Source organism: Sphingomonas sp. HF-S4 (genome assembly GCF_032911445.1).
Classification (GTDB): domain Bacteria; phylum Pseudomonadota; class Alphaproteobacteria; order Sphingomonadales; family Sphingomonadaceae; genus Sphingomonas; species Sphingomonas agrestis.
In genome coordinates this window covers 1046101-1060351 of sequence record NZ_JAWJEJ010000001.1, presented here as the reverse complement: position 1 = coordinate 1060351, position 14251 = coordinate 1046101, and the positions used below count along the sequence as shown (strand labels likewise).

Sequence of the window (14251 nt, the reverse complement as noted above, 5' to 3'; positions counted from 1 at the left end):
GCAATGCCGCATCGCCTAACCGACGAAGCCGAGCAGCAGGGTGTTCGCAACCTTGCGGGCAGCGGGCGTCAAAGCATCATCGGGCAGTTCGCCTGCGGTCCAGAAGGACAGCACGCCCCGAAAGGCGAACGCAAGCTGCTCCGGCAGCATACAGAGCGCCACTTCGCGCCTGTTCGCGGCGAGTCCCTTTCCATCGCCCAGCGCGCGTGCCCACAATGTCGTCGAGTGCGCCAGCACCGTTCCGGGGGACGGCGTCGCCGTGCCGAGCCACCCCATCACGGCCCGATTCACCGCTGACTCCTCCAGCATCACCGCCGCTGCCAAATCGACAGCCAGCATCACGCGATCGACGGCATGCTCACGTAGCGGCGCTTCCTCGAAGCGCTCGATCATGGCAGCGATCCGCCGCTCTGATAGCGCATGCATGATCGCGCTCTTGTTGCCGAACTGGTTGAATGGCGTCGCAAAGCTGACGCCTCCTTCGGCCGCCAGATCCCGCATCGAGAACTCAGCCTTACCTTCGCGAAGCAGACGCTCGGCTGCATCGATCACGCGCTCACGCAGTGGCTCGCCTCTTTTGCCGGGTGTAAAAGGTGAAGTCTTGCTCATGGCCATGCAGTATCTATATCATGATATAATTTAGCCAGAAGCGGAGTTAACCAGTGATTGTCTCCAATCCCAAGACTTTCCTGATCACCGGCGTCAGTTCTGGCCTCGGCCGCGCTTTCGCCGCCGCGGCGCTCGAGGCCGGACACCGAGTCATCGGCACCGTTCGCCGCGACGAAGACGCCAGGCAATTCGCCGCGCTCTCACCCGGCCGCGCGCATCCGCTGCGCCTGGAAATCACCGACTATGACGCCATTCCGGCGGCGGTCATCGAGGCCGAGCGCGAGGCCGGTCCCATAGACGTGCTGGTAAACAACGCCGGCTATGGCCACGAAGGCGTGCTAGAGGAGTCGTCTGTCGAGGATCTACAGCGCCAATTTGCTGTCAACGTGTTCGGGCCGGTAGCGATGATCAAGGCAGTGCTGCCCGGGATGCGGAGCCGCCGAGCCGGTCACATCATCAATGTGACTTCGATGGGCGGCTTCATCACCATGCCCGGCATCAGTTTCTATTGCGGAAGCAAGTTCGCGCTCGAAGGTATCTCGGAGGCACTCGGCAAGGAAGTGGCGCGCTTCGGGGTAAAGGTGACGACGCTGGCTCCAGGCCAGTTCCGCACCGACTGGGCGGGACGATCGATGGACCGCACACCGCGCAGCATCGCCGACTATGATGCAGTGATGGATCCGATCCGCAGTGCTCGGCAGGCCAAGAGCGGAAATCAGCCGGGCAACCCCGCCGAGGCTGCCCGGGCACTGCTCACGATTGTTGAGAGCCCCAACCCACCGGCGCGGCTGTTCTTGGGCGAGGACGCGCTGACACTGGTGGAGCAGAAGTTGGATGCGATGCGCGCGGAGCTCAACAAGTGGGATGCGCTTTCCCGCTTGACCGGATTTTCTGCCTGACCGCTCGGCGCAGGGCGCTCAAGGCCACGGGTCACCCCTTCGAGAGCCTTAATCGAGGCCGGTCTTGCCCGGAGTCCAATGGGCTTTGGTTCGAATTCTCTTCGACGGCACCAGGAGTGTCTTCAGGGTTCTGCGTGCCCGCTGAATGCTTCCGGCCCTCCCCGTCAATATAAACGTCGCACCTGTGTCCGCGAGTGCGGGCAATTTCGACTCGAACTCGGACAGATGCACACCTTCCGGCTGGCGGCTAATCAGCGTGCAGCCCTGAAGTTGAAGTTGCGCTGCGACCGATCGGCTGGTCTCGATATCTCCGACTTCGAGAACCGCGGTTACCGCCTCTGCTGGTTCGTCACGCTGCCCAAGTGCATAGGCGAGCCCGAACGATGTTTCGTCTCCGAAGATCGCGAGTGGCCCGCCGGGCCGCGCCATGTTGAGCGATGCGCGAGGACCGAAGATATCGCAACTCGATCCTGGCACCGCAGCGCGCAGCCAATCGCTCCCCGGCCCCACGCCATGCGCATAGCCAAGGATGCAGGTGCGCCCTTCTACTGCATTCCACGTCAGGGGAGTATAGGTGCGCGCTGCGAACGCCGATCCCATCGCGATCTGAATCTTCTGCCCCGGCGTCCACGCCATATCTCGGAGGCCCGGCCCCTCAAGGGTTACAAGCCGGAAACGGTCGCCCAAGGCTTCGTTGGCGGTCACCGTCGCGCGCTTCATGAGCAATCGGATCAAGAAGCGACTGAGGCTGCCGGAAGCTCCCGCCTCTTGCGCCACCGCTTTATCCACGGTTGCCATCAGCCGATCCGCACGGTGAAGTCGTTGCCGCGCCCGGCATCGATCGCGAGCGTCTGAGAGAGATAGCCGCTGCCTGGATCGCGGACATAGGCCCTATATTCCGGATCGAACGCATTCTCTCCCAGCACGATCGCGCCCGGTCGAAGATGCGGCTCGACGAGCTTCAGCACCGGCAGGTAGAGCGAGAATGCGCCGTCGAGCAGGAGCAGGTCAACCTCGCCCTGAATATCGGCGAGGGTCTCGCGCGCATCGCCTTCCCGGATATCGACCAGGTCCGCCAGCCCGGCAGCCTCGAGATGTTCGCGCGCTCGGGCGACCTTGCCTGGCTCGAATTCGCTGCCGATCAGCGTACCGCCCCCATTGTCGCGCAGCGCCGCGGCCAGGTAGATCGTCGAGATCCCCATCGACGTGCCGAATTCGATTATCCGGGTAGCCTTGCCTGCGCGCGCCATTGCGTAGAGGAACCGCCCATAATCCGGGGATACCGACAGAAAGTGCTCCGCATAGCCCTGATAGACCGGGCGGAGGCCTGACTTCTCGTCCTCTAGAAGTCTTGCCGCCCACCGCTCAGCACCCTCCCCAGACGCCTCGATCTCCGCCATCACCTGTTCAAAATGCGCATGATCGGCGTCGTATGCCGCCTGGCGCAAATTGCCGAGCAGGTTCGCGACGATAACCGTATCCAACGTGTTCACTGGGTCTGCCCTTTCGGCTCCGACGGGTCTGTTCCGGACCAATAGGGGCGAGAGCCAGTGGCGTCATTGCGAAGCTGGGACATGTTGTTATTCATTCCTGCCAGCGACGCATAGGCGGGACATGCCGATCCTCACCGAACTCAGCAACGAAGCGGATTGGGTCGAGCCCGACGACGTGCCTCGGGCAGTGGTCACCTATGGCTTTATCGCGAAGGATTTCGGCGGGCTCGAGCTCGATCTGCATCGTCATCGCAAGGGTCGAGTCGTGCTCGTCCAGAACGGCTCGCTGAGCTGTGAGGTCGAAGGTGGCCTGTGGATCGTCCCTCCCCGCAGCGCCGTATGGATCCCGGGCGACGCGCTGCAATCCATCAAGGTGAGCGGCACGTTGGAAGGCTATGGCGCGTTCGTCGATCCGGAATTCAGCACCGGCCTGCCGATACGCTGCTGCGCCGTATCGGTGACGCCGCTGCTGCGCGAGCTTCTCACCCGCGCCGCGCATCTGCCGATCCTCTATGAGGAAAGCGGGGTGAATGCGCGGCTCATCGCCGTGCTGCTCGACGAGCTAGCCGCGGCCGAGATCGAGCACTTGCACCTGCCGATGCCCCGTGACACCCGGCTTCGGCGGATCGTCGAAGACATGATCGCCGCGCCCGCGAATCGCGGAACGATCGATCTCTGGGCAAAGCGCCGGGGACTCAGCGAGCGGACCTTGGCGCGTGTCGTCCGTCGCGAGACGGGGATGAGCTTCGGCCGCTGGCGACAGCAACTCAGCATCATGCTCGCGGTCAAATGGCTCGCCGGCGGCGCCTCGATCCAGCAGGTCGCGGGCGACCTCGGATATGAAAGCGTACCGAGCTTCGTGACGATGTTCCGCAAGGCTCTGGGAACGTCACCCGGACGGTACATGGCCGAACGCCACGCTGGCGCAAATCCGCGGCGACTTGATGACTAATCGCTGGTGGCTGCTCCATGGCGACCGCTTTGGGAATACTTGATACGCAGTAGGCTCGAAAGCGGTCTGGGAAGCTAAGGTGTCGCAGTCGATAGTCTGATCCAAGATGCCTATCGGCCAGGCGTGAATGCTAACGTGGGCCCCTATCCGGCTTGATCCTGCAGTCCCGTCGCGGCATTCTGCGGTTCCGCGGTCATGATGCTAGGCTCTCCTTATGGATATCGCTCGACGCTGCGTTTCCGGTTTCCTGGCATTGGCACTTTGCGGGTGCGGCGGCTCCAGAGATGGAACGCGTGACAATGCGTCGGCGACGCTGGACGACGCGAGCGCGGGTGAAGTCGGCGAGGCGCGCGCCTATGTCGCTCAGTTCACCACCGAGGATCCGGATCGCTGCTTCGCCGAGGTCGGGCTGGATCGGCCGAAGCTGGAAGCGCGGACGGACGATGGCCTCGGGCCGCGCGTTCCATCGGTCCGCGTCGTCGTTGCGATCGACGGCTCCGGCTCGATGGCGGGCCGGATCGGCGGGCAGACCAAACTCGATCTCGCCCGCGACGCCGCCACGCGCTTCCTTGACGGGCTGCCGTCGTCCGTAGAGGCCTCGCTGCTTGTCTTTGGGCAACAGGGCGACAACAGCGAGGCGGGCAAAGCCCGGTCTTGCGCCGGCGTCGACCTGCTGGCCCCGATGTCAAACGATCGCGCGCGGCTCGGTGCCGCCGTCTCCCGGGTTCGGGCGGTCGGCTGGACACCACTTGCCGCCGGCCTCGCACGGGCCGAGGCGCTACTCGCCCGCTCGTCCACCAAGGGAGAGCAGGTCATTTATGTCGTTTCCGATGGTCAGGAGACCTGCGGCGGCGATCCGGTGGCGACCGCGGGGCGGATCAACGGCGGCACGACCCGTGCGATCGTCAACATCATCGGCTTCGGCCTGCCGTCCAGCGAAGCAGCCGCGCTGAAGGCCGTCTCGGATGCGGGCGGCGGCAATTTCGTCAACGTCAACAGCCGCGCCGATTATGACCAGACCCTCGGGCGGGTGCGCGAATCCAATCGCCGAGCCTCGAACGCCATACGCGAGAGCAACGCCATCGCGAGCAACTCCGTGCAAACGTCAAACGCGCTCAGCAGCGCTGCGGTCTGCGTCAGCAACATCGCCAGCGCCGAAAACGTTCGTATGAGCAACGACCTTTCCGCCCGGGCAGTTCGGGGCGAGGCGCTGCCGTTTGGTCGCACGGCCCAGGCGCTGCTAAGAGAGCGACACGATGGAATGGAGCTCCGGCTGAAGCGCTATCGGGCACGCCTACAGGAGGGCGAATCCCAGGCGCGTGACACGATCAACGCGGCCGCCGATGCAGCCCGTTAGGTAGATTGACCGCCCCGGATAGACTGGCGGCCGCGCCATGGTTGCCCACCCAGTCAGGCCTTCACCTCCCAGCCAGGCTGATACGCCACCGACCATAGCTTCATCGCCTCCGATGCCTTCGGCCTCCCGGACGCGACGTCGAGCGTAAGCTCCGAGCCGGTCCGGTAAGCGATGTTGCCGAGGTGGCAAAGCGCGGTGCTGATATGTCCCTCGCGGATCGGCGAGGCGAGGGCGGGTGCGCGGCCCCGGATCACGTCGACCAGGTTGCCGGCATGGTAGACGTCCAGCGCCCCTTCGCCCACCGCGCCCGTGGTTTCCGAAGTCGCCGCTGCCTTGACCTCGCGCACCATTTTGCCGGCGAGATCGAACAGTTCATAGCCGTTGCGATCGACGACCGCCGATCCCTTCGTGCCGAGCAGCAGCACGCCGCGGCCGCGGCCGTAGCGCAGCATGCCGTTGCAGCTGTTGCCATCCCAGCGGATCGTGCGCCCATCGGGATAAGCGAGGTCGAGCGCCAGCGTGTCGTACATCTCCCAGTCGTCGCCACGGAAGAACTGTCGCGATCCGCGCGCGGTGACCTTTTCGGGGAATTCCAGGCCCATCGCCCAGCGTGCCACGTCGAGTTCGTGCATCGCATTGTTGCACGTCTCGCCGGTGCCGTATTTCCAGAACCAGTGCCAATTGTAGGGAACGAGATTCGAGCGATAGGGGCCGCGCGGTCGGGGCCCTTGCCACAGATCCCAATTGAGGTGCGCCGGCGGCGCGACTTCGCGTCCGCGCCCGATCGATACGCGATTGTTCGCGTACCAGGTCTGCGCCTCGTATACGGTTCCCAGTTCGCCGGCCTTGACCAGGGCGACGAGCTGCTGCGTTTCCGCACTCGAGCGCTGCTGGTTGCCGACCTGGAGCTTGCGTCCGGTGCGTCGCTGGACCGCGATCAGCGCCTCGCCCTCCGCAGGCGCCATGCCGATCGGCTTTTCGAGATAGACGTGGTGTCCCGAATCCATCGCGTCGACACCCAGCTTGGCATGCCAATGGTCAGGGGTTGCGACTGTAACGATGTCGACTGCCTTGCGCTCGAAAAGCCGGCGATAGTCACCCTCGGTCTGCGGTGCTGCGTGCCCCTTTGCGGCGAACTCGGCCGCGCGCTTCGCCAGCACCTGTGAATCGACATCGACCAGATGGCTGATCTCGACATTGGGCAGCTTGGAGAAGGCGCTCATGTGCGCCTGCCCGCGGCCGTTAACGCCCACCACGGCGACGCGTAGCCGATCGTTCGCGCCCCTGATCCGCGCGTAGCTCTTCGCGCTCATCGCGACTCCCAGCGTTGCGCCCGCGCCTTTGATCATCGTCCTGCGATTCAGCATCGGCTTTCCTTCTTAGAATTCACGGAGCTTGATGGAGCGGAAGTCGACGCGGTTACCGTGATCCTGCAACAGGATCGGCCCGGCATCACGCTCACCGAAATTCGGCCATTTCGCGTATTTGCTCTGCGCGACGAGCGCACGATATGCGGGCGATCCGCGCTCATATTCGACCACCTTGAACCCGTTGAGCCAATGCTCGACATGGCGGCCCCGGCTGACCACCACCGCGCGGTTCCACTCGCCGGGCGGATTGAACCGCTTGTTCGCACTATCAGGGTCCGAAAGGTTGCGCGCGGTGATCAGGTCGTAGAGCGATCCGAGCGTGCGATTGCCGTCGCGGCCCATCTTGGCGTCGGGATGCCGCGCGTCGTCGAGCAGCTGGAACTCGAGACCGATCGCCGAGCCTTCGCCCTTGAGCAGATCGGGATCGACGAAATATTTGATCCCGCTATTCGCGCCCGGAGTCAGCCGGAAATCCACCGAAAGCTCGAAATCGCGATAGTCGCGTGTGGTGACGATGTCGCCGCCATTGGTGGACTCCGCGCCATCGGCCCCGTCGACCGAAAGCACGCCGTCGCGGATCGACCAGCCCTTCTTGGGGAAATCCGCGGCCTTCGCGCTGCGCCATCCATTGGTCGTCTTGCCGTCCCAGAGCAGCTTCCACCCCGCGCGTCGCTCGGCCTCGGTCAGTTGATTGGCCAGCCATCCCTGCTGTTCGAGCGGCGTCGCCTTGGTGGCGAACCGCGCAGGCGCGTCGGTGATGATCCGTACATTGCGGAAGCGTACCTGCGGCCCCCGGCTCGCCTCTGCATCGGAAATTGCGTGCACCTGGAAAGCGATGAAGCCGCGTGCGTCCATATTGTCGGCGATGTCGGCGGCGGGCACCCCGTTCACCCAGGTGCGCAGACGATTGCCGATCGCCTCGACCCGATACCGGTTCCAGTCGCCCGGCCGGAAGGCCTTGCGGGCGGCATCGTTGCGACCGAGCGTATAGAGCCATTGCCTGCGCTGCTCGTCATAGATGCCGCCGCTCCAGCCCCGCGCCGACGGATCGATCTCAGCCTGGTAGCCATGCACTACTCCATCGCGATAATCGGGCCGGCTCTGCCCCCGGATCATCACCCCGGAATTGAGCTTCGGATCGGTCTTGGCGTCGAACTCCAGGATGAAGTCGCCATAGTTAGCATCCGAAACCAGCCAGCTGTTCGTCGACCCTGGAGCGGCGCGACCGACGAGTTCGCCGGCCTCGACCTCGAACTTCGCATTGCCCCCGGTGACGTGCCATCCTTTCAAATCCGGCGCGGGAGTCAGTGCGTGCCAGGGTGCGGCTTGCTGCGCCAGGGCGGCGGGAGTTGCCAGACCGGCAGCAACCAACCCGGTTGCCGCCCAACCCAGAATCGCGAGCCGCATCATTCCTACCGCCATTTCATATCCTCGCCTTGTTGCCGCACGTTCGTATCGCGCCGGTTACGCCTTTGGTCAGGCCACTCATGCCTAATCTGCAATACGCTAGGAGCTCTTTCTAACCGCTGCCAGACCACATTGTAATATACATTCGACCAAAATTTGCCAATGTGGTCTGACCATGCTAGCAATCCCACCATAGGCAAAAACAAAATCGAATTGCTGACGTTACCTCCGGGATCTCGGAAACGCCGAGGCCCGGGTTGAGGGGAGAGGGGAATGACTCGCGATCGTTTCTGCCGGGCGGGACTGTTGGTCTCGGCCAGCCTGACAGGCCTACTGACTGCCACCTCGGCACAAGCCCAATCGGCTGCACCGGTGCCAGATGTCCGACAGGAGTCCGCCCCGCCCGCAGCCGAGGCGCAAACGCAGGAGCAGGAGATTGTCGTCCAGGGCTTCCGCGCGTCCCTCGACAACGCGCTCAACCTCAAGCGTGAGGAAACCGCCGCCGTTGATTCGATCGTCTCGGAAGACATCGGCAAGTTTCCCGACAGCAATCTTGCCGAATCGATGCAGCGCGTCCCGGGCGTCGCGCTGTCGCGCGGCGACGGCGGCGAGGGCCGCAACATCTCGGTTCGCGGCCTCGGCGCGCAGTTCACGCGCGTGCGGATCAACGGCATGGAAGGCGTGTCGCAGGTCAGCGGCAGCGACATCCGCGGCGGTGTCGCGACCGGGCGCTCGTTCGACTTCGTGACCTTCCCTACCGAAATCTTCTCGTCGCTGTCCGTCCGCAAGACGCTGTCCGCCGATGTCGAGGAGGGGTCGCTTGGCGCGACGGTCGATCTGCGCGCGCCCAAGCCGTTCGACCAGCGCCAGGACTTTGTCTTCTCGGGCACCGCCCGCGGCATCTACAACGACATCAGCAAGAAAGCCGATCCCCGGCTCTCCGCGCTGATATCGAAGAAGTTCGGCGATACGTTCGGCGTTCTCGGCAGCATCGCTTATTCGAAGCGGCATATCGAGGAATACGCCTATTCGGCGGTCGATGTCGTGCCGACCACGGTTTATGGGCTGGCGCAGCCCGCGGGCACTGCCAATGCCGGCGTGATCTTCCCGTTCTGCACGCCCATCGGTTACGTTTACAAAGGGGCGCCGGTGTCGAGCCCGGTCCCCGGCTATACGCAGCCGAACGGCACGCCGATCGGCTCTGACGCCAACAATTGCAGCACCGGCAACCCGCGCACCGGCACGCAGGCGGCGTATGACTATATCATGAGCCGCACCGGGGTGAACGGACGTCCAGGCGGTGGCGTATATCTGCCGCGTCTGCCGCGGCCGGTGAAGAGCACCCAGGACCAGGAGCGTCTCGCCGGCACGCTAACTCTGCAATGGAAGCCCAGCGACGATACCGATATCTCGATCGACGGCCTCTATTCGCGCTTCAAGGTCAACCGGCTGGACCAGATGTTCGACGGGCGCTCGTTCGGCCGTGCGATTTCGAACAACGGGCAGCCGTTGACGTCGGTTCGCGACATCGAAGTCGACGACAACGGATCACTGATCCATGGCCTGTTCGACGGCGTAGATCTGCGATCGGAGATGCAGGACGAAAGGTTCACCTCAACCTACCGCCAGGTGAACCTCAACCTGGATCACCGCTTTTCCGACAGCTTCCGAGTGTTCGGCTTGGCCGGCATCAACGAATCGAAACTCGACGTGAATCGCCTGCAGGTGGCGATCGATTCGAACGACAGCCGCAACTTCTCGATCGATTTCCGCGACAACCCCGATATCCCGAAGATCGGCTACGGGATCGACACGACCAATCCCGCGCTGTTCCAATACGGCCCGCCGCTCGCGAACGGCGACCAGCGCGGCCAGCTGTCGAATTTCATCCGCAGCAATACGATCACCAGCAAGACGTTCGAACTGAATACCGAGTGGAGGGCGGCGCCCGGCTTCACCATCCAGGCCGGCGGCCAGTACCGCACGAACAAATATACCGCGCGCGAACGGCAGCTCGCCACCGGAACGCCGCTTGCACTACCCGCCGGCGTCGCCCTGTCGAGTTTCACCACGGTGACTAGCGGCGTGGGCGAGAATCTCGATGGGCAGCTGCAGGATTTCGTCTCGGTCGATCCCGACAAGTTCCGCACCGCCGTCGGTCTCGACAGCTATGTTTATTGCAGCGTCGAATGCGCCAAGGGCACCTATGGCGGCGTCCAGGAGAAATACGGCTCTGGCTATCTGATGGTCAAGTTCAACACGGCCGAGACGTTGCCTTTCGCCCTGCGCGGCGATGCGGGCGTGCGCTACATTCATACTAGGCTCGACACCTACGGTCCGATCACCACCGCCGCACCGGCAGGATCGACCTATCCGTCGCGCTTCGTCATTTCGGAAGTGGGACGCAGCTACGAAGACTGGCTGCCGTCGGTCAACCTCGCGCTCGACATCACGCCCAACCTGATCGCGCGCGCGTCCGCCGCGCGGGTGATGTCGCGCCCGTCCTACGGGCAACTTATACCGGCAGGGTCTGCCAACCTCGTGATCCAGACCGCATCGTTCAGCAATCCGTTTCTCGAGCCGATCCGCGCCAACACCTTCGACGCGGCGCTCGAATGGTATTTCTCGCCCGGCTCGCTGATCTCGGTCGCCTATTTCTACAAGAACATCGAGACCTATATCCAGACGACGAGCCAGCAGGTGGCGTTCCAGGACATCGGCCTGCCCCTTACCTTGCTCGACGGCACCCAGTTGCGGCCGACCGACCAATTCACCGTCCAGCGCAGCAACAACACGCCGGGCGGGCCGCTGCGCGGGTTCGAACTCAACGTGCAGCTGCCGTTCCGCTTCCTGCCCGGAGCGCTGAGCAATTTCGGCGCGCTCGGCAATTTCACGCGGGTTCGCTCGAACATCAATTACGTCATTTCGCCGACGCTCTCCCGCACGGCACCGCTGGTCGGCCTGTCGCCGGAGACGGCGAGCGGAACGCTCTATTACGAAGACAGCAAGTTCAGCATCCGTTCGACGGTCAACTATCGGGCGGCGTTCCTAACCGCCGTGCCGAGCGGCTCGGTCGACGCCGACTCGACTTCGAACGCAAGCTCGGTCTTCATCGATGCTTCCGCTTCGTACAATCTCAGCGACAACATCAAGCTGATCGCCGAGGTGAGCAATATCACCAACGAGACCAATCGTCTGACGGTCGATACGGTGCGAAAGGACCCCCTCTACACGGCCTATTTCGGGCGCACCTTCGCGCTGGCGGTAAACTTCCAGTTCTGACGGTCGGTCGTGCGCGCGCCCCTGGCCGGGACGCGCGCACGGTCCGGATCAGTCGATCGCCACGGGTTACGGGCCTTGTGGCGACCACGCGTGCAGACGTTCCCATGTGGCTTTCAGGCGGAGCGCGACGATGTTGATGATTCACACGATGCGCTGGTTCGGCCCGTCGGATCCGGTCTCATTGCGCGACATTCGACAGGCCGGCGCCTCTGAAGTGGTCACCGCGCTGCACGAGATCGCCAATGGCGCGGTCTGGCCATGTGAGACGATCCGCGCCCGCAAAGCGATGATCGAGGCTGCCGGCCTGGGCTGGACGGTGGTCGAGAGCCTGCCTGTTCCCGATGCGATCAAGACGCGCGGTGCGGGCTGGGAGGAAATGATCGATCACTATCGCGCCAGCCTCGCCAACCTGGCCGCCTGCGGCATTCGGACGGTTACCTATAATTTCATGCCGGTGCTCGATTGGACCCGCACCGATCTGGCGTGGGCGATGCCCGATGGTGCGCTGGCGCTGCGTTTCGAGCTCGAGGCGGCGGCGGTCTTCGACATGCACGTGCTGCGCCGTCCCGGTGCCGAGCGCGACTATCCGCCCGATCTGCTCACGAGTGCCGAGCGGCGCTTTCATGCCATGGACGCGATCGAGCGCGATCGATTGCAACGGACCGTCATCGCCGGCCTGCCCGGAAGCGAGGAGACCTTCACGCTCGACCAGTTCCGCGCCGCGCTTGCGCAATATGAGGGGATCGATGCCGAGGCGCTGCGTGCGAACCACATCGCTTTTCTCGAAGCGGTATGTCCGATGGCCGATGAATTGGGAATCCGCCTCGTGGTCCATCCGGACGACCCGCCCTTCGCGCTGTTCGGGCTTCCACGGGTGGTGAGCACCGAGGATGATGTCGCCGCGCTCTTCGATCGCGTGCCCAATCCTTCGAACGGCTTGTGCTTCTGCGCGGGATCGTTCGGCGCACGAGCGGACAACGACTTGCCCGGGATGATCCAGCGTCTTGGAAGCCGGATCGGCTTCCTCCACCTCCGCTCGGTCCAGCGGGAGGGCGACGGGGTGTTCCACGAAGCGGCGCATCTCGAGGGTGACGCCGAAATGGTGGAGCTTGTTTCCCGGATCCATGCGCTGCAACGCCGAGAGGGGCGATCGATCCCGATGCGGCCGGATCACGGACACCAGATGCTAGACGACCTCGCGAAGACTACGCTGCCGGGTTATTCGCTGCTCGGCCGCATGCGAGGCCTTGCCGAGCTGCGCGGCGTCGAGCGGGGAATCGCGCACAGGGCCGCCCCCGAACACAGTCCGGGGTAGCCGCCCGGCGTCGGCCGGTCGCCGATAGATCCATGTCCGCCTTGCCGGATCGCCGTGGAGGCGCGCGAAGGGATGGCGCAGCGTGTCCATCCATACGATTCGCATTGTCATCCCTACGGCAGGCGCCGTGATCGCCACCCTGGCGCCAGCGGGCTTTCGGCAGCGAGCAGCCGTCGGCCGCCGTTTATGCAGGCAGGCGATACGGTGCGCGGTAGCGCGGCGTGATCAGGGCGTTGGCTTCGGTATCGTCCTTGAAATTACCCGCTTTTGCGTCCCAGTGGACCTCGCGGCCAGTGCGCCACGCTATATTGCCCATCTGGCAGACGATCGCCGTGTTCGCCGCTGACTCGATGGGGCAAGCGGGCGTGCGCGCGCGATCCTTCACGCATGCGATGAAGTCCGCCGTGTGCCGATCGAGCCCCTTGTCGGAGGCCAACGTCGCCGGAATTTGCGCGGTCATCGCCTTGCCATCGCTCGTCTCGGGCGTGACCCACCATTTGTCGCGATCCACCACCAGCGTGCCGGTCTCGCCTACGAAAGCCACGCCGTGCCCACCGCCGCCATAGGGGCCTTGACCGATGCCTATGGCGTGTTCCCATTCCACCGCATAGTCGCCGAAGTCGTAGAGCGCGGTCTGGGTGTCGGGGGTCTCCATGGCGGTGACGGGATACCCATAGGCGCCGCCCAGCGAACTGACCGAGCGTGGCACCTGGGCCTTCATGCCGAGCAGCGCGATGTCGATCAGATGCACCCCCCAGTCGGTCATCAGCCCGCCTGCGTAATCCCAATACCAGCGCCAGGTGAAGTGGAAGCGATTGGGGTTGAACGGTCGCTGCGGCGCCGGTCCCAGCCAGCGATCGTAATTGACGCCCGCGGGCACCGCCTGGTCCGGCTGCGGGGGGAGATTCTTCTTCCACCCGATATAGGCCCAGGCCTTGACCTTGCGTACCCGGCCGATGCCCCCGGAATGGACATGAGCGATGGCGTCTGCCCAATGCTGGTTGCTGCGCTGCCACTGGCCGACCTGGACGACGCGGTTGTGGCGCTGCTTCGCGGCGACCATGGCGCGGCATTCGGCAATCGAGTTGCCGAGCGGCTTTTCGCAATAGGCGTCCTTGCCCGCCGACATGGCGTCGGTGAGTTGCAGCGCGTGCCAATGATCCGGCGTGGCGACGATCACCGCGTCGATCGACTTGTCGTCCAGCATACGGCGGTATTCCCCGTACAGCTTCGGTGCGCGGCCAGAGGCCTTCTGCAGTTCGGTGCCGCGGGCGGTCAGGACGTTGAGGTCTACGTCGCACAGGGCGACCGCCTCGACATCGCTCCCCTTCAACATCGCGGTGAGGTTCGACCAGCCCATGCCTTTGCAGCCTATCAGGCCGACCTGAACCTTGTCGTTGGCGGACACGCGCCGGCGCTGGGCGAAGGCCTCGTCGAGCGGCATCAGCGTGGTGGCCGAAGCGGCGAGGCCGCCAGCAAGGAGGCTGCGGCGATCGAAGCTGGCGGTCATCTTGGTTCCCCTCGATTATCGTTTTGAGATTGGTAGCGCGAAACCGCGCTGTCGCAA

The 14251-nt window shown here is 64.1% G+C and carries 11 protein-coding genes; 5 read left to right on the top strand and 6 right to left on the bottom strand.

Going from position 1 to position 14251, the window contains the following annotated elements:
• Nucleotides 1–15: 15 nt before the first annotated feature.
• Entirely contained in the window at nucleotides 16–615 is a 600-nt protein-coding gene (locus RZN05_RS04420; RefSeq protein WP_317225413.1) for a TetR/AcrR family transcriptional regulator, read from the bottom strand.
• A gap of 50 nt (nucleotides 616–665) precedes the next feature.
• On the opposite strand from RZN05_RS04420, the gene RZN05_RS04415 reads away from it, so the two are divergent.
• Entirely contained in the window at nucleotides 666–1508 is an 843-nt protein-coding gene (locus RZN05_RS04415) for an oxidoreductase (RefSeq protein ID WP_317227560.1), read from the top strand.
• A 48-nt stretch (nucleotides 1509–1556) separates the two neighbouring features.
• Here the strand turns inward: RZN05_RS04415 and RZN05_RS04410 are convergent, their stop codons facing one another.
• Together RZN05_RS04410 and RZN05_RS04405 are read right to left on the bottom strand one after the other, a co-directional pair.
• Nucleotides 1557–2306, bottom strand: a complete 750-nt coding sequence (locus RZN05_RS04410; RefSeq protein ID WP_317225412.1) for a siderophore-interacting protein — start codon at nucleotides 2304–2306, stop codon at nucleotides 1557–1559.
• Nucleotides 2306–3001: an O-methyltransferase gene (locus tag RZN05_RS04405; RefSeq protein WP_317225411.1), complete on the bottom strand. Its 696-nt coding sequence runs from the start codon at nucleotides 2999–3001 to the stop codon at nucleotides 2306–2308. Before RZN05_RS04405 ends, RZN05_RS04410 begins: the two co-directional genes overlap by 1 nt.
• A 121-nt stretch (nucleotides 3002–3122) precedes the next feature.
• On the opposite strand from RZN05_RS04405, the gene RZN05_RS04400 reads away from it, so the two are divergent.
• Nucleotides 3123–3953 carry an AraC family transcriptional regulator gene (locus tag RZN05_RS04400; protein ID WP_317225410.1) on the top strand — a complete coding sequence of 277 codons (831 nt, stop codon included), beginning with the start codon at nucleotides 3123–3125 and terminating at the stop codon, nucleotides 3951–3953.
• Between the two features lie 214 nt (nucleotides 3954–4167).
• Nucleotides 4168–5310: a vWA domain-containing protein gene (locus RZN05_RS04395; RefSeq protein WP_317225409.1), complete on the top strand. Its 1143-nt coding sequence runs from the start codon at nucleotides 4168–4170 to the stop codon at nucleotides 5308–5310.
• Between the two features lie 53 nt (nucleotides 5311–5363).
• Here RZN05_RS04395 and RZN05_RS04390 read toward each other — a convergent pair whose 3' ends face one another.
• Both RZN05_RS04390 and RZN05_RS04385 read right to left on the bottom strand, forming a co-directional pair.
• Nucleotides 5364–6677 carry a Gfo/Idh/MocA family protein gene (locus RZN05_RS04390; protein ID WP_317225408.1) on the bottom strand — a complete coding sequence of 438 codons (1314 nt, stop codon included), beginning with the start codon at nucleotides 6675–6677 and terminating at the stop codon, nucleotides 5364–5366.
• A 12-nt stretch (nucleotides 6678–6689) separates the two neighbouring features.
• On the bottom strand, nucleotides 6690–8102 hold the full coding sequence (locus RZN05_RS04385) for a 3-keto-disaccharide hydrolase (RefSeq protein WP_317225407.1): 1413 nt from the start codon (nucleotides 8100–8102) through the stop codon (nucleotides 6690–6692).
• 258 nt (nucleotides 8103–8360) lie between these two features.
• Between RZN05_RS04385 and RZN05_RS04380 the strand changes: the two genes are divergently transcribed.
• Complete coding sequence (locus RZN05_RS04380) at nucleotides 8361–11369, top strand: TonB-dependent receptor (protein ID WP_317225406.1); 3009 nt, start codon at nucleotides 8361–8363, stop codon at nucleotides 11367–11369.
• A 130-nt stretch (nucleotides 11370–11499) separates the two neighbouring features.
• Nucleotides 11500–12684, top strand: coding sequence for a mannonate dehydratase (uxuA, locus tag RZN05_RS04375; protein WP_317225405.1), 1185 nt, complete (start codon nucleotides 11500–11502; stop codon nucleotides 12682–12684).
• Nucleotides 12685–12868: 184 nt separating this feature from the next.
• On the opposite strand, the gene RZN05_RS04370 is transcribed toward uxuA, so the two are convergent.
• A complete protein-coding gene (locus RZN05_RS04370; protein WP_317225404.1) occupies nucleotides 12869–14194 on the bottom strand; it encodes a Gfo/Idh/MocA family protein in 1326 nt (441 codons plus the stop codon).
• Between the last annotated feature and the right edge of the window lie 57 nt (nucleotides 14195–14251).